This is a genomic window from Anaeromassilibacillus sp. D41t1_190614_C2 (genome assembly GCF_015558525.1).
Lineage (GTDB): Bacteria > Bacillota > Clostridia > Oscillospirales > Acutalibacteraceae > Anaeromassilibacillus > Anaeromassilibacillus stercoravium.
The window spans coordinates 436203-458677 of the sequence record NZ_JADMOD010000001.1 but is presented as its reverse complement, the minus strand read 5'-3'; the positions used below and the strand labels follow the sequence as shown (position 1 = coordinate 458677).

Below are 22475 nucleotides of genomic sequence, written 5' to 3'. Positions count from 1 at the left end.
ATTTATGGAATCATTATAGCACAGAATCCCTTCCTTTTCAGAGATCTTCGCTTTTGTTCACAATTCCTTTAAATATGGTTAGGAACAAGATCTTGATATCCAAAAGGAAGGTCCAGTTTTCAATGTAATAAATGTCACATTTGATCCGTTCTTCAATGGAGGTATCCCCACGCCAGCCATTGACCTGGGCCCATCCCGTAATCCCGGGGCGGACAAGGTGCTTCATCATATACAGGGGGATCTCCTCCCGGAACTTTTCTACAAAATACGGGCGTTCGGGCCTCGGCCCTACTAGGCTCATATCCCCTTTTAGCACATTCCAGAGCTGCGGCAGCTCGTCCAGGCTGTACTTGCGCAAAAAGGCCCCAAACCCGGTCCGGCGTCCGTCGTTGCGGGTTCCCCATGTGGTCATATCCGCATTGTTCTCCGTACTCATGGAACGGAACTTATACATAGTAAATTCCCTCTTGCGGCGGCCGATGCGTGTCTGGCGGTAGATCACCGGACCGGGGGACGAACATTTCACGCCGATCGCCACCCCCAAAAAGACGGGGGACAGAAGGACCAGGCCCAAAAGTGAAGCCACAATATCAAAGCTCCGCTTTAAAAAGCCGTTTACCAAATTGTCCAATGGCACGCGGCGCAAGTTGATGAGCGGCATGCCTTCCACCACGTCGATATACGGCCTGGTGGGCAAGAATTTCGTATAGAAGGGGAGCAGGCTGGATTTGACCCCTTCCCTTTCGCAGGTATCGATGATCTCCTCCAACTCCGGGAATTCATCGTAATCGAGCGAGATAACCACCTCGTCGATCTCCTTATTTTCCAAAAGGTTGGAAAGGTCCTGGAACGTCCCCCGATAGGGAAGGTTGCGTTTCCCCACATTTTCCGGTTGCCCGCTCAGATAGCCGCAGACGTCGTATCCCAGACTGCGGTTCAGCATGATCTTATCGTAAAATTCTCCGGACGCCTGGTTCCAGCCGACGATCAGGAGCTGCTTCAGGTTATATCCCTTTTCGCGCAAGCGCCGCAGGATTTTCCGGATCGCCACTCGTTCGATGGAGCCGAACAGGGTATTCATCCCCGCGAACAGCACAACGACCATTCGGGAAACGTTGACCTCCTTCAAAAAGAAGACCAACACAAAGATAAAGATCGAACCAACCATATTCGCCTGAACAATTTTTCCGATCTCCGACACAAGCGCTTTGCTTCGGAAGGAATCGTGCAGGCCAAAATATTGATACAATAAAAAATAAAACGGGATTACCAGGACCATCAGCCTCAAATAGTAGACGATTCCAATGCGGTCATGGCCACCATCCAACACGTTAAAACGGATCACAAAGGCCAGGACCATAGAAATCAGGCAGATGCATGCATCCAGCACCACCATGGTCACATTAAAAATCCGTTGGTTTTCTTTGAGCATCTGTGTATCCCCCTCCTTTCTTCGGATTTCACAGGGATGTGTCTATTGTACGGCATTGGCCATGAAATGGCAAGCAGACAAGCAAAATTCCATCTTGCTAATTTAAGAGATGTAAATTGCCATCTAGAGGGAGCAAAAAGGGGTCCTGGCACAAGGCCAGGACCCCTGGAACAGCCGCCAGCTTATGCATTCATCATTCTGGCGGGCACTGCCTTTCTGTTTGTCGGGCAGATATTATATATGATGCCGTCTTTTGCCACCATGGAAATGGGGATTTGGGGCAAAAGCTTATGAAGGACTTCCACAAATCCATTAACGGGGGCTTCCGCCATTCCCGTCACAATATGAGTCGCTCCTATTTGTTTTACAAACCCGACTGCCAACAACGCTGCGTCATCATGAAAATAGACGGACATTTCTGCCTGCACGTCGCGCGATGTCTGCCGCAGATACTCCAACTCCTCACAGTCGGCATCGAACCCCGCCGAAGTCGGCTGTACACACAATACATGCAGTGGAACCGACCGCTCTTCTGCAATCCGCTTCCCTGCTTTAATCAATCTGTCACAATCGCGCTGGCCTGTAACACAAACCAGAACCGCTCCTCTGCTGTTCACGAATGTACCTCCTTTCTACCAGTCTCATTCCGTATGCCCGTGGGGAACCGGGCTATACAAACCTGTCTGTTCTCTTTCCCCGTCTATTTAAGTATAGTAAAATTTCCGCTGGGTATGGTAACGTTCGGTGTCTATTTCATGAATAAACTGTTAAGGATTCACCCGAACGGACAACTCGCATCCAATTTAATCTCCACCCCGTTACATCAATTGAAACGCACTTCACCGAAAAGAAGGGGCCTTTTCATTTCGTATATAGTGTACCACGAAATTAATAATATTTCCAGCAACATTCTTGTAATTTTTATGAATATATTCTAAACTTTACAGGCAGAGATCAAAAAAGCAGAGTCAAAAGATTCCTCTCTTGACTCTGCTTTTTATGCCCCTAAACGTTGCCGAGGGCGCCTATTCAAAGATTGTGAGGGGGTCAATCCACTTGCCGGACTTCTTAACCGCAAAATGTAGATGTGGGTCGTCAGCGCTCTCACAAGGGGTTGTCCCAACCGTCCCGATTTTTTGACCGGCCTTGACCGTATCGCCGGCTTTCACGTCCATCGTTTCCAGGCCACAGTAGCATCCGCCGGTCTCGCCGTGCTCGATATATACGACATTCCCAAATAGGTCGTCGTGGTAGGCGTTTTTCACGGTCCCATCGGCGATCGCTTTCACTTCCGTGCCCAATTCCGCAGCGAAATCCACCCCCGCATGCGCGCGCCAGTCTTTCATCGTTTTAGAATAGATTAGATTGTCGATGCTAAATTTTTGCACAACCGTTCCATCGACCGGATACGAAAAAGACAATGGAACCGTCGTGGTCTTTACGGCGGGCTCTTCCGAGGAAACCGGCGCTTTGGATTGCGGCGCCTGGCTGCTGGGGGATGTGCTCGGCGGTGCGGATGGTGTGGAAGATGTCGTGCCCGGCGAGCTGCTTCCGGGGACCTCCAACACGCCGCTCACCGCTTCATTCGCTGGATAGGCCGTTGTTTGGCTGCTGGATGGTTCCTCCTCCGGCGTCGCATAGTTGATAACGCTATCATACGTCGTCCAGGCGGCCACACTGATTGCAATTAAACAGACGCCCAGAGCAATGTAAAAGCCTTTGGAAGCCCCTCCGGATGAATGGTTCTTCTGATAGTGGTTGTTAGTCATTCGTTGCACCTCCGAGTCTATTTTTGCCACCTATTTCGGGGAATATGCGGCAGCTGCAAAAATAGGAACCGTACACAACAAATGAAAAAAGACCGAACCCTTACGGATTCGGTCTTTCTTCTTAGCTTGAGGGGTATATTGAGGAGGGTAGAACATGTATCAAGTTCTGGTGCGGCTCCATTGCTTGATTACGGTTCTTATTATACCCACTTTACCGATTTGAGTTGTTACGATGCTATGAATATTCTTTAAACTATTTCAGTAGATTTTTTGAACGAATTTCCGTAGAAATTGCCAAAAAGGGACGCTTTGGGAAGAAATCCCTCGAAAGTTTCACAAACAAACGTTTACATTTTTTGACCGCCTGTGTTATAATGGAACTATTAAAATAACCATTCTCATAGATGTGTACCGCCTTTCTCTATAATAAAGGGGCAATGGATAGAAGCCTTCGCAGGCGCCCATCTATTTTTCTAACATGCTCTTCCGAATGGCTCCGGAAATGGATCGAAAACCACCACCAGGAAAGTGAGGATGCGATATGTTGACAGAAAGCCAAAAGAAAGTATACGACTATTTAAAAAGCCGGGCACAGGGCGGCCTTCCTCCGACCGTTCGGGAAATCTGCAAAGCGACCGGCCTGAAATCCACGTCCAGCGTCCACGCGCACCTGAAGACACTGGAACGCGAGGGATATATCAGCCGCGACGCCGGCCTCAACCGCGCCATCCATCTTGTGGGGGAGCAGCCCACTGTACAGGTGCCGGTCGTTGGCCGTGTGGCTGCGGGGCAGCCCATCCTCGCAGTGGAAGAGGTGGAGGGCTATGTCCCCTTCTGCCCGCCCAACCAAAATGCCGACGACTACTTTGCACTGCGCGTGCGCGGGGAAAGCATGAAATGCGCCGGCATCCTGGACGGGGACCTTGTGATCGCCCGCAAAGTATCCACAGCAGAGGACGGGGAAATGGTCGTCGCCCTGATCGAGGATGAGGCGACGGTCAAATATCTGTATCGGGAGCCGGACCGCATCCGCTTGCAGCCCGATAACCCGGAGTATGAACCCATCTATGCGACCGACGTCACCGTGATCGGAAAAGTCGTCGCAAGCATCCGCTATTATAAATGAGCAAACATCCCCTATAAACAGACCGGCGCGGCTCTGCTTTTAGCAGAGCCGCGCCGTTTGATTTTCAAAATTTAATCCGCTTCGCCGTCTTCCGCCAACAACACTGCCCGGAGAGGGGAGGCTTCCGCCCCCTTCAAGTAGAGTGGGAACGCCACCAATGTATAGGTACCCTCCTTCACATGGGACAGGCACAACCCCTCCAAAATGGGAATATCTGCACCCAGGAGTTCAACATGCGGCCCCGCCTCCTCATGCGGCGCGCCGATGCTCCAGGCATCCGTCCCAACCAACGTCACGCCGGCGGCAGCTAAGGCAAATGCAGCGCTTGTGGAGAGGTAAGCCTCCCCTCCACCCTTGAACAATAGGATCTTTTCGCAATAGGGCATGATACGGTCGATGTCGGCCCCCGTGACAATCCCGTGTGCTGACACAACTGTGCAGCGCCCCATGAACCGGGACAGGTCCAGCTCGTCCACCGTCTTTCCGTCGTCGATAAAATGGCGGGGGGCATCCACGTGGGTGGCAGAATGGCACCCGGTATAGAACCCGGAGAGATTGTATGAATCCCCCAGCTCCATGCGCCGCACCAGTTCACGGCGAGGCTCTGGGTCCCCCGGATAAACCGGTGTAGAAAATAGCTCCCGCGAAATGTCGATGACCTTCATATCCTGCCGCCTCCTTTTCCCTGTCACTTTTTGTAATCTTTTGAAATCTTTTGAAAGATCTGGTCCGTTTCTTTTGTTTTATGGGTAGGGGATTTCTGCTTGCTCGATTCCTATATATTTTCCAACATTGGCAGCGCCGTGCAAAGCAATTCGGTTGTCTGATGCGCGGCAAAGGTGGAAAATTGCTCATAGTCCACGCCCGCGTTGCTATCCGCATTGTCGGAAATACAGCGCACCGCTGTGTATTTGGTTCCATTGATATAGCACACCTGCGCAATACTTCCGCTCTCCATCTCACAGGCAACCGCCCCAAAGGTGGAGGCGATCCAATGAAGTTTTTCTGCACTGCTGATAAATTGGTCCCCGGAGGCGATCCGCCCAATGTGGACGTTTCCCTGGTACGCGCAGCGTCTCGTAGCCTCGGCAAGCACCCGATTCATTTCAGAGGAGGTGGGGATGACAACCAAGTTGATTCCGGATACCATGCCAATCTGGTCGCCGATCTGGGTGGTATCCACATCGTGCTGAATGGCACCGTCCGCTAGGACCAGGTCCCCGATCTTGACATCCGCGCCGATTCCGCCGGCAACGCCGCTGTTGATAATCCGGCTGGGCGCATAGCGCAGGATCATCGTCTGCGCACAGATCGCCGCATTGACCTTCCCAACATTACAGCGCGCTACAACGCACTCTACCCCTTGGATGGCGCCGCGCACAAAGTCCATTCCACTGATGGTTTCCGTCTGTGGATGTTCCAGTTTTGCAAGAATTTCTTCTACTTCAATCGCCATTGCACCAATAATACCGATCATCATTCATCCCACCATTCTCAAAAATACAGACCGGTTTTCTTCGGAAAAAACCGTCTGAAAATCCATTTTTTTACAGTATACCTGATTGGCGTTGGAAATGCAATTGCTTTACATAATCACAAAATTTCTGTTGTATTGAAAGAATTTTTGTAATATAATTGGAACTGTTCAACAACCCGATGTGTTAAAGAGAGGATGGAGCGAAAGAAAGATGAACCGAATACTGAAAAAACTTGTTTCCGCAGTTGCCCTGGGCCTGACCGTCTGCCTGTTTTCCGCATCTTTGTGCAGCGCTGCGGCCGCGGCAGCAGAGCCTACACAGGAGCGTACCATCGCAACCCAGCAATACGATGGTCCCAACGGCCGCTTTAAGGTCTACCTAAGCCCGTCTGCCCAGCCTTGGAATCCCTATTGCGACGGCAGCGGCAGCGAGGAATACTATATGCGGCAGGTTGCCACCGCTATGATCCCCTACTTGCAGAGTTACGGCATTGACTACGTCCTGCCAGGTGCGCAAACGGGGTCCTCTTCCACCCAAAAAGCTTTCCTGACCAACCGTGCGAACGAAGCCAAAAATACCGGATGCGACCTCTATTTGGCGATCCACTCCAACGCCGCCAACGGCAATACCCGCGGCACGCGTATTTACTATTATACAAAGAGCTCGGAAAGCCTACGTTTTGCAAAAGTTTTGCAATCGAATTTTAATTATCCAGACAAATCCAACATCAAGCTCGCCTACAACGACGCGCTGATGGAGATGTACCTGCCTACGATGCCCCATGCATTGATTGAAACTGCTTTCCACGATAACGCGCAGGACGTCACATGGATTAAGAGCAATATCAACACCATGGCTAAAAGTTTAGCGGACGCGGTGAACGCATATGCGCAGGGGAGCTCCGGTACTTCGGTCGCTGCGGGCCTTTCTATGAACCGTATTTTTGCAAACCTTTCCACAGGTACTGCCATTATTTTAAATGTCTCTTCTACAACCGGCCAGGCAGTTCCAACCTTGACTTGGCGCTCCAGCAACCCGGCGGTTGCATCCGTTGACCAAGGCGGCTTCGTATTGGGTATGAGTGCTGGCGATACAGTAATTTCGGCTACTACTCCAACGGGCCAATCTGTGAGCTGCACCGTCACCGTGACAGGGCCCACCATGCAGATTGGCGGCGGCCCGGTGGCTTCCGCTGAGGGAGAGTACATAGGGGATTCCACTGAGGAAACAGGACCGATCACTCCAACCGCTTGAAATCCATATTTATGATAGACCATCAAAACCACCTGTCGAATGTGTGGTTTACACAGGGCTAAAAGCCCATAGCTACCGGCCAGCGCCTTACGGCGCTGGCCGGTAGCTATGTCCAGGCGGGGAGGACTTATTTGCCGTTATTTTTTGCAGCCTTTGAAGAGGGATTTCCATTACCGGCTGCCCTTCCAAAGGTGTTCATATTCCTTTCCCTTTCATTGGCCTTATGCCATGCCGTACTTCCCCTGTTCTGCAAAGGGTTTTCGAACGGTTGCCTCCTTTTAATCCCAAGGGAGTCCATCTGACTTCTCGCTTTTTTCTTTGTAGAATACGTTCCTCCTATCCTTCAACGCGGATGCCATGGCGATCAGATCACACACTTCACCATGAGGCAAGCTCATATGAAACATGATTTTCCCGTTTTGATAAATCCATGGGCCTGATTTGTTTAAATTACGATAGACAATCCGATGTGATGGTTGCAATTCCATGTTGTATGTGCGAAACTCGGCTTGTCATTTATTTTTGAATGTCCTCCTTCTGTTGTTTCTTACAGTTTCCAGACCGTAAACTTATTCAGAAGGAGTTTTTCTTTCTATATCATCGGCACGAGCCTTCTTTTGAACCACGCGACTATCACGTGGTTTTCTTTAAATATAAGGAAGGAGCCCGGCACAAGCCGGGCTCCTTTTATATTTTGGAAGGAAGAAGAAAAAACGCTTATGGATTCCCGTCCGCCATCCGGGGTGAGGTTGCCCGAACGGCGACGATTTAGAAAAGGAACACAAATAGTTGCCTAGTAGCGGCCAGGCTGTTGCCTGATTCCGCATCTAAGGAAAATTGCTTACGCTCCGATGGTCACCACACAGTGCTTCTGCGGTGCGCCATTCGGCAGGGTGGTATAGATGCCAGAGGACTGGCCACTCTCGCCCACCGCCCAAATGCGATAGTAGAAATCGTTTCCAATCCGTGCAACGAACTGCGTCTTAAACACGCTGCCGTCTCCCACGGTAAAGCTCGGGACCATGGTGTTATCACCGTTGCAAACTGTCATCTTAAAGCAGTATGCCTGCCCACGCTTCATCGTAAAGTTTACGGTCGTATCGCTGCGCACATATGCGCCGGCTGCTGCAACGCTCTGGCCTGCAGAGACTACGCCTGCCGCGCCGTATGCGTTGGAGGAATTCTGGGAAGTGCTACCCTTCGATCCGTTTCCAGGATTCGGAGCGGGTGTCTCCGCCTTTTCCAGGCCCTGTTCAGCATCTTGCAGCTGATAGAACGCTGTCGCCAGCATCTGTCCATCCGCTTCTTCGTCCGCTGCTACCGCCTTTGCCGCAGCCAGCGCACTCCGGAACGTTGCGGCACTGCTCGCTGTATAAGCGTCCAGGTCTACGCGTTCCATTTCTGCAATATATGCTTTCAATTCTTCTCTCGACGGGATCTTCCGCAGGTTCAGCATGGCTTTCACCAATGCCTGGGCTGCTTCGTCAATCGCAGACTGCGTGGCATTCTGATCCAAAGCTTTTGCCGCTGCATAAGCGGTTTGGAATTCTTCCTGGCCATCCGGCAAGTACTTTCCAGCCTCGATATCTTTTGCCACGGTCTCTGCTTTTGCAAGCGCAGCATCCAAGGAAGTGCGGTCCGCAACTTTTACCAGGGCCTGAGCCGCATTCAGCAGGGCATCATATGCCGCGGTGATGTCGTTTTCCAGCGCTTCGTTGTCCGCCAGGACATCCGCTGCTTGTTGCAGGGCTTCCGCGAACGGCGCCCAGCTTGTGCTGGTATAATCGCTCTCGGACAAGTTCTTCAAAATATCGTACAGGTCTTGCAAGGCGCTCTTATCGCCCGGCTGGAAGTCCAAATAATGGATGACATCCAGCAAGTCGCTCCACGCCTGGTCGATCTCTGCCTGCGTTGCCGCCGGGTCTTCGATAACCTTTCCAGCAGCATCGTAAGCCTTCATGAACGCTTCTTTTACGCTCGGGATCAGCTTATCCACTGTGCCATCATCGACATAAGTCTTGGCGTATGCATAAAGCTGCTCCAGAATCGTCTTGTTTGTGACATCAAACAGGAAATCGCTTTCGGTTCCCACGTCTTTTGCCGTCACAGTGTACGTGTAGGAGCTTCCGGTGATATTTTCGGTCTTGCCGTTGACCGTCACAGCACGGAACTGCTCGCCCTCTCTGCGCGGTTCAAACGTCAACTCTACCTGCATATCATCCGTCATGTCTTCTATGACGTATTTTCCGAGCAGGTCGGCAATCTTCTGCGGCTCGCCGTTCACTTTCAGTGTGACGTCTTTGCTGTTATAGGTGATTACCACGGAACTAGATGCCACGGTTCCCACCACTACAAAGGCGCTGTCTGCATTGAAGTGGTCGCTCTGCCATACAACAACGCCGTTCTTCACGGTGCAATCCACATTCCGGATCACGCCGTCATTGGATACTTCGACAACACGCAGGGTATCCGGATTCAGCTGGGCCGGAACCGGTGCGGAAATCGTTGCGACGCCATTGGGTGTTACTGTTGCGCCGCCGGACTGTACATCCACGGTATATGCCTTGAATCGCTCCTGCGTTCCTGCGAGGGAATTCTTCAGTGCGTCCACGGCTGCCCCGGAGGACAAGTCTTCGACAAACAGTTCGCTGTCTGCCGGCAAAACGCCGCTATCGCCATGGACGGTGACACCCGTTTCTGCATCCAGCAGGTCGACCGGCAGTGCATTCAGCTGATCAGCAGCTGATGCATAGGTGTAGAATGCCACATCGTCAATCTGGCCCTTAAAGGCTGCCGTCGTGCTGCCAATCCGGTTCAGCGGGGTGATCAAAGACGCCCACTGGTTTCCGCCGGTCGCCGTATTCTCCAAGGTATGAACCTTTTCTCCATTGACATACAGGGTGGTTTTTGTGAATTCCATGACCATCGTAATATGTACCCACTCGCCCTTGGGCAATGTGTAGTCAAACGAATAGTCACGGAAGTCGCGCGAGAAACCAAACTTTCCTGTCTCTTTCTGTACGGCCTTGATCGCACCGATCGAGGACTCGAACAAGATCTGCTCGCTGCCGTCGCTATCGGCATCGCGCTTGACCCAGAAATCCAGCGTAGTATTGATACGCGCATCCGAAACCGGCGTCTCTACATAGCTCTCGCCGCCTGCCAACGTCAGTGCTTTGCCGTCGCGGCCGTCCGTATAGGATACGTTCACGCCTTCGCCCAGCAGGTTGTTTGCATTTGCAGAAGAATCGCGCGTTTCTACGCTATCTTCGAAGTCATAGCGCAGGACCGTCTGCGTATTGCTGTCGACTTCGTAAGTCGGGTTGGTGTTTGGCGCATACAGGACCTCTTCCGTCAAAGCGTCAATTGCTGCCACATCATAGTCCTTACAGCTGCTCCAAAGCTTCTCGCCGAAGGTGGGGAGGATGTCAAACATGCGGTCAAACAGTTCGACGTCCGTGGTACCATTGTCTCTCGGCACGCCTTCGCTGATCTCACCTTTGCCGGTCCTGTCGTTCCAGAGTGCATAGGAACCGCCGAGCATCTGCGGATCGCCCGCCGGAACGACCAGTTTGCCGCCATAGATCTTGGTCGGGTCGTACGTATTGAGGATATGGCTCTTAGACAGATAGTCCCAATAATAGCCCGCGCCAGGTACGATATAGACATCGCCATCGTTGATGTTGATCATCTGATAGCCCTTGTCGTACATCTCCTGGGCATCCGCGTAGCCGACGTACCACATGTACATCTGTACGTTCTCCGCCGTGATCGGCGTCACGCCGTCGTTCTCCGTCTGAGAGCCCCAGAGCCGCGGCGTATGGTTCATTTCGTCGCGAATGAAGCGCAACAGGTCGTCCTGATATTTCCGGAACGCTTCCTTGCCTTCCTGATTAGAACCCTTGTACTCGTCCGTGCCGATGTTGACCACAGTATCCTCGAGGAACACCGGATCGTCCTCTTGCATGTACTCCGCCCATACGGACTTGATAAATTCTACGGTTTCTGGATTGGTGACATCCAGGTAACTGGTGTTCGGGTTTCCGTCGCGTCCCAGATCCGGGCGCGCCCAAACAAACGCCAGGGAATGTCCGGGAGTGTCAAATTCCGGCACAATATTCACGCCCTGCGCCTTGGAATCCAACAGGAAGTTCCGGAAGTCATCCTTCTTGTAATAGAGGTCTTTGCTGGTCAGATTCGGCACATCCGATTCCAGACGGAATCCGGCATACGTGCAGTCAAACGAGTTGTCCGACAGATGCAGGTTCAGGTCGTTCATCTTGTACCAGGACATCTGCTTGACCCACATCTCCAGGTAATCCATCGAGACAGGCTTACGGGCCACGTCGAACATGAACCCACGGACCTTGTACTTCGGATAATCGCGCACCAGGCCCTTCGGGATCGTTGTGCCAGTCTGCTTGAGGATCTGAAGAATGGAACGTGTCGACCAGAAGGCCGCTGTCTCCGTGCTCATACGGATGGTGACGGCATCGCCGATCTCCATGTCATAGGTCTCTTTTTCCAGCTCGATATCGCTCGGCTTGAAGTAGAAATCACCGGCGGCTGAATCTTGGCCGATTTCCACCTGGATGGGGTTGCCGGTGATATCCAGATAGTCCTCCGCAAAGCGGTCCGCCATATCCTTGTACGATTCATCCAATGCAGGATCGAGCAGGATGCGGCTGTTTTCGGTGATTTCAAAGTTCCCCGTATGGCCAAACCACTGCTGCAGCTCCGGCAGCACCTTCGGCTTTGCATTCTGCGAAAGGGCCGCGTCGTACTGGCCGGGGACCGTCATAGGTACTTCATACAGAATGGTTTCATCCGGGTTGGTTGCGCTGACGAGTTTGTACTCAACCATCACGTCGGTATCCACCAACGGCTTGAGGATGTTGCGGTTCGCATCGATAACTTGCTCATAATCGGTACCGCCATAGGTCACTTCAACGCCTTCCGGCATCTCCGGGATCTCCAGCTTGGTATCCTCGTCCGTCAATTTGATGGAGCTCAGAAGGTTCTTCGCCTGGTCAATCTTGCCGACGAAATCCAGATCCTGATACAGCCCAAACTCGCAGAGTTCTACGCCATTTCCGCCTTCTACAGCGTCAATCACCAATTTGACATACTTGGACGTATACTGTTCGTCCAGGATGAACTCCTCTTCCGCTTGCATCTCACGTTCGCCTACAGAATAGATCGACTTCCAATCCGTGCCATTGTCGGAAAGCTCGATATGGAAATCCACACGTGCGTCCGTGTTGTTCCACTGAAGCTTCAGACGGTTGAACGGAACTGCTGCGGGAAGCGTAACCTCCAGGGAAGCGGTATTCTCAATGTTTCCGCTCGCCCAATAGGTGGAGAGGTCGCCGTCCAACGCATAGTCGGCACTGCTTTCCGGCGTGGTCTGGGATGCCTCGGCAAAACGATTCTCCGCCTTATTGATGTTGGAGACATCCTTCGCCCAAATGCGGACTTCGTAGATGGATGCGTTGCCACTGCTGACGCCCGTCAGGCCGGAGAAGTCATACCGGAGATACCGGGCTGTTGTCCCTTCCGGAACCACATCTTTTACCCACTGGCTTTCGGTGTTGTTGCTGCGGTCGATGCACGGGGTAAAGGTGACGCCGTCCGTGCTGGTAGAAATCGTGTACTGATACGCTCTCGGCTCTACGCCGTAGAACAGCGTATCAATCTGGGAGATTTCCTCTTCTTTTCCGAGGTCAATCGTAACCGTCTGCGGGAAGCTTCCGCCATTTGCTGCCCAACGCGTTTCCAGATTGCCATCCGTGATGTACGTTGCTACGTTGCCTTTGTTGCTTTCTTCGCTGGATACTTCCACCGTCTTGCCAAGCGCATAGTTGGCCGGGTCCAGATCGAGATCGCCGGGCAACGGTTCTGGTTTCGGTCCATAAACCTCAAGCTCATAAATCGAAATCGAGGGATATCCGCTGTGCTCGGTGCATAGCACGCGCACATAGCGCGCTTCCTGCTGTTCCTCAAATGTGATTGTCTTGGTCTCCTCGTGCTCGGCGATCGGGACCGTTGCCGCGTCGGTCCATTGTTTACCGTCGTTTGACAACTGTACCTTATAACCAATCTTAATCGAGCCAAAGCCCTCCCAGAAGATCTTCACGGAATTAATCTTGCAGACCTGCCGGAGATCCACCTGGAGCCAATCGCCAACGCCGCCGCCTTCAACGGCCCAGCGGTTACTCTTGCCAACCTTTCCGTCGACCGCCTTATCCGGCGTATTGCCATAGTTGTCGTTAGAAGCTGTTGCAAAACGTCCGAGCGCCAGGTTGACGTCCTCATCTACCGGCTCCTCATCCGGGTCCGGTCCATAAACTTCCAGTTCATAGATCGAGACGGAGGGATAACCGGTGTGCTCGGTGCACAGCACACGCACATAGCGTGCTTCCTGCTGCTGGTCGAATACCAGTTCCTTTGTCTCTTCGTGCTCAGCGATCGGGACAGTCGCTACGTCGGTCCATTCGCTGGCGTCATTTGACAACTGCACCTTATAGCCCACCTGATAGTTGTTGATGCCTTCCCAGAAGATCTTTACCGAATCGATCTTGCAGACCTTTCCGAGATCCGCCTGGAGCCAATCGCCGACGCCGCCATTTTCATGCGCCCAGCGGGAATCCTTGGCGACTCTCCCATCGAACGCCTTCTCCGGCGTGTTGCCATAGTTGTCGGCCGAAGCAGACGCGTTGCAGTTCAGAGCCAAGTTGACCGTCTTATCCTCCGGCGCATACACCTCAAACTCATAGAGGGAAGCATTGTACTGCGGCGGGTTCGACTGGCTGACTTCGATCTTGACATAGCGCGCCTGCGTCCCTTCGGGCGCTTCATCGTCCACCTTTCCGCGCGTAGTGTTATTGCTCCGATCCACACAAAGCTCATAGGATTGGCCATCGATGCTTGTGTAGATCTTATACAGATACGCGCGGGTGGTTTCGCCATAGAAATAGGACGTAAATCTTGCGATATCGTGTACTTCACCCAGGTCGACGATGGCGTATTCCACATGGTTGTAGTCGCCTGTGGAGGCGCCCCAACGGGTGCTCATGTCGCCGTCGGTCATCGCTGCGGCCGGAGTCGTGTCCGGTTTCTCGGTTGAAACGGTCACCGGCTTATGCAGCGCAAGGTTTTTACTGGTGTCAGGCTGTTCGCTCAACTTATTGATCGCAAATTCCTTGATATTGATCCAGCGGTTGGGCGAACCGGTAAATTCGTCCACAAACTCGTCCGTAGCGGTATAGCGCAGATACTGCGCCTGGATCTCCAATCCTTCAACCGAGACAATATTCGTGTCGTATTCGCCAATTTCATTCCAAGTTTTGCCATCGGTAGACCATTCCAACAGGCCCTTCTTGAAATAATGCGTGCCATCCATCGTAATGACGACGTCCGTAATGTCCGTCATCTGCCCCAAGTTGACGCCAAAATACGAGCCCTTTGCCGCTGGGCTGAATTTATCCGTGCCCGTTGCCGTAGAAAGGCTGCCGTCGAGCATGGGCGCATAATTGATGGAGAAACTGCCGAATCCGCGCGGCACAGGTTCCTCACCCTGGGCCAACTGAATTCTGCATTCCAGCAGATACTGGATGTTCTCGATAAACGGTTGTACTTCTTTTGATGCAACAACCTTATCGTTTGTTCCGGTTGCGCTTTGGTATTGTGCGCGCAGATCCGTCAATGCCTGCTGCGCCATCGCAAGGGATTCCGGGTCGTCCAGAGAAACCAGGTCTAGATCCATCAGGCCCTGTACGGTATCCCGTGCAGCTACTGCGATATTGCCCATCTTGTCCAGCCAGGGGCTGAGTTCTTCCGAAATCCCGTTTGTCCCCTCGTAAGCCTTGAGTGTCTCAACAGCATCGGCAAGCTCCTGGAAGCGATCCACAAGGATTCCACCGGATTCCGTGCAATCCTCGCCGTTCGCATACGCCTGCTCAAATGCTTCCATATCCTCCAGGATATAGGCCGATTCCGGTGCATTAAACGGATTCCAGCCGTAAGTGGAATTCTGGGAGAAGATCCGCAGCGCCTCTGCCGCTTCCGGATCATCCGGGATCACCCAATCAAAGGATGCCTGCCAGCTGGCGTCGGAATCGTAATCATGGGTATTCCAGGTATAGTCCGCTACGCTAAACAGGGAAACCTTGGAAATTTGCGCCTGGTTCATCGGGTTAGAAACCAAACCGGAGATGTTTTCCACATCCGGATACAGGCCATTGGACGGCCCCATGTGCGCATAGCCAGCGCGGCCCAAATCGTTGACGGGATAGTTCCACCAGACATACACCGGGCGGTTGGCATATTCACAGAACCAGTCGATCATACCCTGGTCAACCTGCGAAACGACCCAGTCGCCCGTCCACATAATCTGTACATCCTCAGGAAGCGCTTCGTCCAGCATCTTCAGATGATTCTGCGTGCCGGTCGTCCCGTCGTCTTTCCGGTAGACCTGCGGGCAGAAGATCAAAGGCCGCACATCGCCCTTCGATTCAATATAATCCTGGATTCCAGCTGCAAATGTGTCCAAATGCGTGAAATCAGTGGAAGCATCGTCGAAGAACAAGCCGAACTGACGAACGCCGATGCTATACAGCTGGTCAAATTTGTCAAGCAACGCCTGAAGGTCTTCTTCCGATCCCAGGTCAATGCTCCCGCCCGGATGGGCTGCCCAGACGAACTGCACCTTGGTCTCACGGCCCAGCTCGACCAGTTCTTTGATCTCCGCCAGTTTGTCATCTGGATAGGGATCTCTCCACTGCCCATTGTGATACGGATCATTCTTCGGGCCGTAGAGATAGGAGTTCATTTTGAACTGCCCGCAGTACTCCATGATGCTCTTGCGGTTTTCATGGCTCCATGTGCCATAAAAACCTTCAATGAAGCCGCGGAATTCAATGCTTGCGTAGTCTTCAATCAACAGATCGCGGACTTCGCCGTCCGCCTGATCCAAAATTTGGCCCAACGTTACCAGGCCATAGAATGCGGCGTCGCTCGTCGCACCCGTGATGGCGATGGTCTGGTCTGCACTATTGACAGACAATACATAGCCGTCAATCTGGTCAACCGAATTGCTGGCATCGTATTTTCCATCCAGATAGGCATCGTCTTCACCTTCGTCGTTATGTACGCCCACGAAGAGATTTACCTGATCCTCGGAAGCCACATCGGAGAAGGTTGCATCTATGCCGTGCTCCTCCAATACGGTTTCCGCCTTGGACACCGTATAAGGATCCAAGTCATCCTCCAAGACCACATTGACGCCATCCAAGAGCGACAGGGTATCCGTACCGTAACCCGCGTAATGCACCTGCGGATAGATTTGGTAGCCGTCTTCTTCACTCTTTTCAGCCGCGAATGCTGTCCCCATGGTACTTGTTACCATGGAAAGCGTCATGGTCAGGCTCAATACGCCGCCCATGATGCGCTTCCAAAACATTCCTTCTCTTTTCAAAAAATTTACCTCCTTATGTCACTTTGGAACAAACGCATACTCTCTGAATCCATTTCCTCCTTTCCCATCTCACCCGATGTGTGAAATTAGATCAAAACAAAACATCACTAGACAAAAGCTTTTGACACCTAAACAGCATCATAAAGCCTGCCTAATGACTGATTCTTGTTTTGATCTCAACAAACCGCAGTTAAAAATTCACACAACTGAGCGGCCTCGGTGTTTGTCGTTACAAAGTTTCTTTCATTATAGAAGTATTCCAAAAATTTGTAAAACAATTGTTATTTGTTGCTTCTGGACATAAAATTGTGGAATATAAAACAAGCAGTTTCTTTTTATCTATATTATATAAAACATGTGATTTCTATAGTACAATTTCATCTGTTTTATAGCAATCATATCCTTATGGTTTATTTCAACTAGGAATTTTCTTTTAAAAGCTCTTGAACTTGTTTCTGAATTTATTGCAAATAGGAATTTTAATTACAACTTCCACTTGGTAACAAAAATGACAAGATTATTCAAACAATGATATTGTATAAATTGTATAAATCTTATCTTTATATTCTCTAACAACTTGGAAGTCAAAAAAATCCCCCTTGTTCCATCGAAGTTCTTTCTTCATTATGAATCTTTCAAACGATTCCTTGCCTTTTCATGCTCCTATTCCGCTATCGTAAAGATTTGTACAATTTCTTCTATAATGTTATGTTTTTCAATTGGACTAATAAAAATATGGAATGTATTGGGAATAGGACATTTTCGCTAAGTCTTTCTATGTATTTTTTCTTCCTTTCTGAGAGCCACATGCTTCTCTCACTATCTCGCGAATATTTTTTCTTAAAAATAATTTATCCCCAATATTTGAAAAGTAATTTCACTCTGATAATATTGTCGCGCTTTTAAATAATACATATACTCTTTGATACACCTAAAATTCCATTTCCGGTTTCCAAATTTCCTGAAAAATCCCCCGGCTGGCCTTCAATGGGATGCATGTTGATAAATCTTTACATATCCTTCATTCTATACCTTGATCCATGCAAAGTCTTGTTTTATACAGAAAAATAGCAGTGTCATTTTGTCTATTATTGCCAATGGTCATAGCGGCTTGCATTTGACACAGGCAATTATTTTGTGATACGATACAAATACTGTAAACTTATATATATCTTTATGGGGGAGGATCTAATTTTGACACTTAAATGGCTTTATTATTTTCTTGAAATCTGTAAAGATATGAATATGTCAAAAACGGCCTCTAGGCTATTTATCTCTCAGCAGGGACTTAGCAAAGCCATAAATAGCCTGGAAAATGAATTGCAGTGTACATTATTTATACGCTCACACTCAGGCGTTACATTGACGGATGCGGGGACATATCTTCTGCAACAGGGACATCAGATTCTTGATTTGATCGATACAACTCAAAATCATTTGAAACAGTATTCCGAATCTCAAGATATTCAAATCTCTGTTCCAAATGGCGCAAGTGCGATCTTCACAAACCGGTTGCCGAATCAATTTGCCGGACGGCCGATTTCCTACACAGAAGTTGATGAAGAGGAATGGATTTCTGGTTTGGAAAAAGGGAGTTACGACGCCGCGATCGTGAGCGATTTGGTCAATTCTGGGAAATGGTATGTTCGTCCTTTTTATAGGGAATATCTTGCATTGATCGTCAGCGCACAACACCCGATTACCAAAAGTAACCCTCCTGACCTGACACTCCTAAAAGGGCAAACTATTATAATAAGCGAACGCCTATTCAATACATATGATAAATTTTTGAAACGTATGGCAAAAAAGGGATTGCCCTTCTCAAAAGTAATCCGAACCTTTTCTCCCTTCACGGCAATGCACCAATGCGCACAGGATATCGGTGTCTGCTTTTTGGGGGAACATGCACTTTCGTTGCTGCATTTTCCGAATACAAATGTACTGTATCCCCACGATCCAGAGATGTCTTTAGAATTCTTTTTTGTCGCTAGGTCAAACAACATCAAGGGCCTGGTGTCTGATCAGCTCTATCAACATCTATATGATTGTGTTAACAAAGAGGAATAAGGCCGGATAATTGGAGCGAATGGCCGCTTCATCTTCCTCAATCGTATAAAAAAGAAGCGTCCGAGAGTTTTCTCATCGAACGCTTCTTTTTTATCGCATCTAAGTTTTCGTATTACTAAATAAACGAAAAAGGAACTACAAAAAGTAGTTCCTTCATCAAATGGCTCCCCCTGTTGGACTCGAACCAACGACCCTGCGGTTAACAGCCGCATGCTCTACCGGCTGAGCTAAGGAGGAATGTTTGTGTTGGCGTCTTCCTATTGTCCCGGGCCGTCACCAGCCAAGTATCTTCGGCACTAATGAGCTTAACTTCCGTGTTCGGGATGGGAACGGGTGGACCCTCATCGTCATCAACACCAACTCTATTTATCACATTCCTGTGTAAATAGCTCTATATTCATTTTTCCTTGTTTGCTTTTGGTGACCCGTGCGGGAATCGAACCCACGTTAACGGCGTGAGAGGCCGCTGTCTTAACCGCTTGACCAACGGGCCATATCGTCAGCTCAGGAGCCGGAGGGTTCCGGCCCCTCTCTGACCTTCTTTGGTGCACCATCAGGGACTCGAACCCGGGACACCCTGATTAAGAGTCAGGTGCTCTACCAACTGAGCTAATGGTGCAGACCTGTGGCCTCGCCGCTTCCGCGACTTACCATTCGCCAGTATACCTTTTGCCAGTACACTGAAAACTGAATAAAGAATTGAGATAGAAGCTATTGGAAAAAGCTTTGAACCAAGGAACTATGGTCAAGCCCTCGGCCTATTAGTACTGCCAAGCTGAACATGTTACCATGCTTACACACGCAGCCTATCAACCTTGTAGTCTTCAAGGGGCCTTACTAGCTTATGCTATGGGATATCTTATCTTGGAGTCGGCTTCACGCTTAGATGCTTTCAGCGTTTATCCGATCCGCACATAGTTGCCCAGCTGTGCTCCTGGCGGAACAACTGGTGCGCCAGAGGTGCGTCCATCCCGGTCCTCTCGTACTAAGGACAGCTCTCCTCAAATATCCTACGCCCACGACAGATAGGGACCGAACTGTCTCACGACGTTCTGAACCCAGCTCGCGTACCACTTTAATCGGCGAACAGCCGAACCCTTGGGACCGAATACAGCCCCAGGATGTGATGAGCCGACATCGAGGTGCCAAACCTCCCCGTCGATGTGGACTCTTGGGGGAGATCAGCCTGTTATCCCCAGGGTAGCTTTTATCCGTTGAGCGACGGCAATTCCACTCTCATACCGCCGGATCACTAACTCCAACTTTCGTTACTGCTCGGGCCGTCACCCTCGCAGTTAGGCTGGCTTACGCGTTTACACTCTAAGGCACGGTTTCCGTCCGTGCTGAGCCAACCTTTGAGCGCCTCCGTTACCTTTTTGGAGGCGACCGCCCCAGTCAAACTGCCCGTCTAACAATGTCCCCCGGCCGGATTCACGGCCGCAGGTTAGAATTCCAGCAACTTAAGGGTGGTATCCCAAGGGTGACTCCGCTAACACTGGCGTGCTAGTTTCCAAGTCTCCCACCTATCCTGTACATAAATTACCGAAACCCAATATTAAACTGCAGTAAAGCTCCATGGGGTCTTTCCGTCTTGTCGCGGGTAACCGGCATCTTCACCGGTACTACAATTTCGCCGGGCGGGTAATTGAGACAGTGCCCAGATCGTTACACCATTCGTGCGGGTCGGAACTTACCCGACAAGGAATTTCGCTACCTTAGGACCGTTATAGTTACGGCCGCCGTTTACTGGGGCTTCAATTCAATGCTTGCACATCTCCTCTTAACCTTCCAGCACCGGGCAGGTGTCAGCCCCTATACTTCATCTTTCGATTTAGCAGAGACCTGTGTTTTTGCTAAACAGTCGCCTGGGCCTATTCACTGCGGCCACGTCTCCGTGGCGTCCCTTTTCCCTAAGTTACGGGACCAATTTGCCGAGTTCCTTAACTACCCTTCTCCCGTTGGCCTTAGAATTCTCTTCCCATCTACCTGTGTCGGTTTGCGGTACGGGCGCCTAAAATATACAATAAGCTTTTCTCGCCCCCGGTCCAACATGCTTCCCTACTCTAATTTCGGTCCCTTACGCCCGGGGCAACCATCGCCCGGGTCATGCCTTTCCAGGGTGTCACTTATCTTAAATCTTTCGGCGGCTACGGAATGTCCACCGTATGTGCATCGACTACGCCTTTCGGCCTCGCCTTAGCTCCCGGCTTACTTGGAGCGGACGAACCTTCCTCCAAAAACCTTAGACTTTCGGCCAATATGATTCTCACACATTTCGCGCTACTCATTCCGGCATTCTCACTCGAATGAAGTCCACCACCGCTTCCGCTATGACTTCACCCCTCATTCGACGCTCTCCTACCATCCCTTACGGAATCCCAAGCTTCGGTATACTGTTTAGCCCCGTTAAATTTTCGGCGCAGGGTCACTCGACCAGTGAGCTATTACGCACTCTTTTAATGAGTGGCTGCTTCTAAGCCAACATCCTGGTTGTCTGGGCAACCCCACATCCTTTTCCACTTAACAATATTTTGGGACCTTAGCTGTGGGTCTGGGCTGTTTCCCTTTTGACAATGAAACTTATCTCACACTGTCTGACTCCCGTACATCAATTATCCGGCATTCTGAGTTTGATAGGTTTCGGTAGCCTCTCGGCCCCTAGACCATTCAGTGCTTTACCTCCGGTAATCTAATACGAGGCTAGCCCTAAAGCTATTTCGGAGAGAACCAGCTATCTCCGGGTTCGATTGGAATTTCTCCGCTACCCACACCTCATCCGCTACCATTTCAACGGGAGTCGGTTCGGTCCTCCATGGAGTTTTACCTCCACTTCAACCTGGACATGGGTAGGTCACCCGGTTTCGGGTCGTGTACAACTGACTTCATACGCCCTATTCAGACTCGCTCTCGCTGCGGCTCCGGACCTGAAGTCCTTAACCTTGCCAGTTACACACACTCGCCGGACCATTCTACAAAAGGTACCCGATCACTCTTTGACGAGCTCTCGGTGCTTGTAAGCACAAGGTTTCAGGTTCTTTTTCACTCCCCTTCCGGGGTCCTTTTCACCTTTCCTTCACAGTACTCTACACTATCGGTCACTGAGTAGTATTTAGGCTTGGAGGGTGGTCCCCCCGTCTTCCCACCGGGTTTCACGTGTCCGGCGGTACTCTGGATACAGCTAGCCGCTTTGACCTTTCGCATACGTGACTCTCACACTGTTTCGTTGGCTTTCCCAAACCATTCTGCTAGATCGCTGCGTACATATTACTGTCCGAACCCCAGAGGTATTGCTACCTCTGGTTTGGCCTCTTCCGCGTTCGCTCGCCACTACTAGCGGAATCTCGGTTGATTTCTCTTCCTCGCCCTACTTAGATGTTTCAGTTCAGGCGGTTCCCCTCGTACACCTATGGATTCAGTGCACGATGACTGGACATGACTCCAGCCGGATTGCTCCATTCGGAAATCCACGGATATAGCGCCCACTTACGGCTCCCCGTGGCTTATCGCAGTTAGTCGCGTCCTTCTTCGGCTCTCAGTGCCAAGGCATTCCCCTTGCGCTCTTTGTAGCTTGACCATGTGTTTCTCTTGGTTCTTCTTGAAATTGTAGATTTCACTTAAAATCGAAACTTTACAAAGTTCTTTTTCTCGTTCTATCTGCTTCTTTATTCAGTTTTCAATGTACGGACATAGTCCGTTTCGCTCGCTGCGATTTCTCTCGAAATCTTGCTCAGCTCGTTTCCAAGCCCTTCGCGAAACTTCCTATTTTCTTTTCGCAGGTTTCCCTGCTGGTGGGCTTAAGTGGACTCGAACCACCGACCTCACGCTTATCAGGCGTGCGCTCTAACCGGCTGAGCTATAAGCCCATATTTCCGGC

General features: G+C 50.7%; 9 protein-coding genes, 4 tRNA genes and 2 rRNA genes. 3 read left to right on the top strand and 12 right to left on the bottom strand.

All coding sequences use genetic code 11. From position 1 onward, the window contains the following. Positions 1–37 precede the first annotated feature (37 nt). The 3 genes from I2G69_RS01945 to I2G69_RS01935 form a co-directional block, all read right to left on the bottom strand. The gene (locus I2G69_RS01945) at positions 38–1432 is read right to left on the bottom strand and encodes an undecaprenyl-phosphate glucose phosphotransferase (protein WP_191363145.1); all 1395 of its coding nucleotides are present in this window, start codon (positions 1430–1432) and stop codon (positions 38–40) included. A gap of 182 nt (positions 1433–1614) precedes the next feature. Next, complete coding sequence (locus tag I2G69_RS01940) at positions 1615–2049, bottom strand: hypothetical protein (protein ID WP_087234029.1); 435 nt, start codon at positions 2047–2049, stop codon at positions 1615–1617. 408 nt (positions 2050–2457) lie between these two features. Then, positions 2458–3201: a M23 family metallopeptidase gene (locus tag I2G69_RS01935; RefSeq protein WP_195560105.1), complete on the bottom strand. Its 744-nt coding sequence runs from the start codon at positions 3199–3201 to the stop codon at positions 2458–2460. A 541-nt stretch (positions 3202–3742) separates the two neighbouring features. Between I2G69_RS01935 and lexA the strand changes: the two genes are divergently transcribed. Beyond that, a complete protein-coding gene (gene lexA / locus I2G69_RS01930; protein ID WP_087234025.1) occupies positions 3743–4327 on the top strand; it encodes a transcriptional repressor LexA in 585 nt (194 codons plus the stop codon). Between the two features lie 71 nt (positions 4328–4398). On the opposite strand, the gene I2G69_RS01925 is transcribed toward lexA, so the two are convergent. Together I2G69_RS01925 and I2G69_RS01920 are read right to left on the bottom strand one after the other, a co-directional pair. Next, positions 4399–4992 (bottom strand): cyclase family protein, encoded by a 594-nt coding sequence (locus tag I2G69_RS01925; protein ID WP_191441312.1) that lies wholly within the window; start codon positions 4990–4992, stop codon positions 4399–4401. Between the two features lie 110 nt (positions 4993–5102). Further along, the gene (locus I2G69_RS01920) at positions 5103–5807 is read right to left on the bottom strand and encodes a 5'-methylthioadenosine/adenosylhomocysteine nucleosidase (RefSeq protein WP_243254745.1); all 705 of its coding nucleotides are present in this window, start codon (positions 5805–5807) and stop codon (positions 5103–5105) included. Between the two features lie 208 nt (positions 5808–6015). On the opposite strand from I2G69_RS01920, the gene I2G69_RS01915 reads away from it, so the two are divergent. Continuing rightward, positions 6016–7059 (top strand): N-acetylmuramoyl-L-alanine amidase, encoded by a 1044-nt coding sequence (locus I2G69_RS01915; protein WP_087234019.1) that lies wholly within the window; start codon positions 6016–6018, stop codon positions 7057–7059. Between the two features lie 841 nt (positions 7060–7900). Here the strand turns inward: I2G69_RS01915 and I2G69_RS01910 are convergent. Beyond that, positions 7901–16534, bottom strand: coding sequence for a discoidin domain-containing protein (locus I2G69_RS01910; RefSeq protein WP_195560104.1), 8634 nt, complete (start codon positions 16532–16534; stop codon positions 7901–7903). A gap of 1194 nt (positions 16535–17728) precedes the next feature. Between I2G69_RS01910 and I2G69_RS01905 the strand changes: the two genes are divergently transcribed. Further along, a complete protein-coding gene (locus I2G69_RS01905) occupies positions 17729–18601 on the top strand; it encodes a LysR family transcriptional regulator (RefSeq protein WP_195560103.1) in 873 nt (290 codons plus the stop codon). Between the two features lie 161 nt (positions 18602–18762). Here the strand turns inward: I2G69_RS01905 and I2G69_RS01900 are convergent. The 6 genes from I2G69_RS01900 to I2G69_RS01875 all read right to left on the bottom strand — a co-directional run bounded on the left by I2G69_RS01900 (position 18763) and on the right by I2G69_RS01875 (position 22464). Further along, positions 18763–18838: transfer RNA gene (locus tag I2G69_RS01900), tRNA-Asn, on the bottom strand. A 7-nt stretch (positions 18839–18845) separates the two neighbouring features. Then, positions 18846–18962 (bottom strand): 5S ribosomal RNA (gene rrf / locus I2G69_RS01895). Between the two features lie 57 nt (positions 18963–19019). Next, a tRNA-Glu gene (locus I2G69_RS01890) sits at positions 19020–19094 on the bottom strand. A gap of 50 nt (positions 19095–19144) precedes the next feature. Then, a tRNA-Lys gene (locus tag I2G69_RS01885) sits at positions 19145–19220 on the bottom strand. Between the two features lie 122 nt (positions 19221–19342). Next, positions 19343–22175, bottom strand: a 23S ribosomal RNA gene (locus I2G69_RS01880). A gap of 212 nt (positions 22176–22387) precedes the next feature. Next, positions 22388–22464: transfer RNA gene (locus I2G69_RS01875), tRNA-Ile, on the bottom strand. Positions 22465–22475 lie beyond the last annotated feature (11 nt).

Excerpts from the sequence above, each read along its gene's own strand:
- lexA (WP_087234025.1), top strand. The coding sequence starts at position 3,743 with ATGTTGACAGAAAGCCAAAAGAAAGTATACGACTATTTAAAAAGCCGG.
- I2G69_RS01935 (WP_195560105.1), bottom strand. The coding sequence starts at position 3,201 with ATGACTAACAACCACTATCAGAAGAACCATTCATCCGGAGGGGCTTCC.
- I2G69_RS01915 (WP_087234019.1), top strand. The coding sequence starts at position 6,016 with ATGAACCGAATACTGAAAAAACTTGTTTCCGCAGTTGCCCTGGGCCTG.
- I2G69_RS01945 (WP_191363145.1), bottom strand. The coding sequence starts at position 1,432 with ATGCTCAAAGAAAACCAACGGATTTTTAATGTGACCATGGTGGTGCTG.
- I2G69_RS01925 (WP_191441312.1), bottom strand. The coding sequence starts at position 4,992 with ATGAAGGTCATCGACATTTCGCGGGAGCTATTTTCTACACCGGTTTAT.
- I2G69_RS01920 (WP_243254745.1), bottom strand. The coding sequence starts at position 5,807 with ATGATGATCGGTATTATTGGTGCAATGGCGATTGAAGTAGAAGAAATT.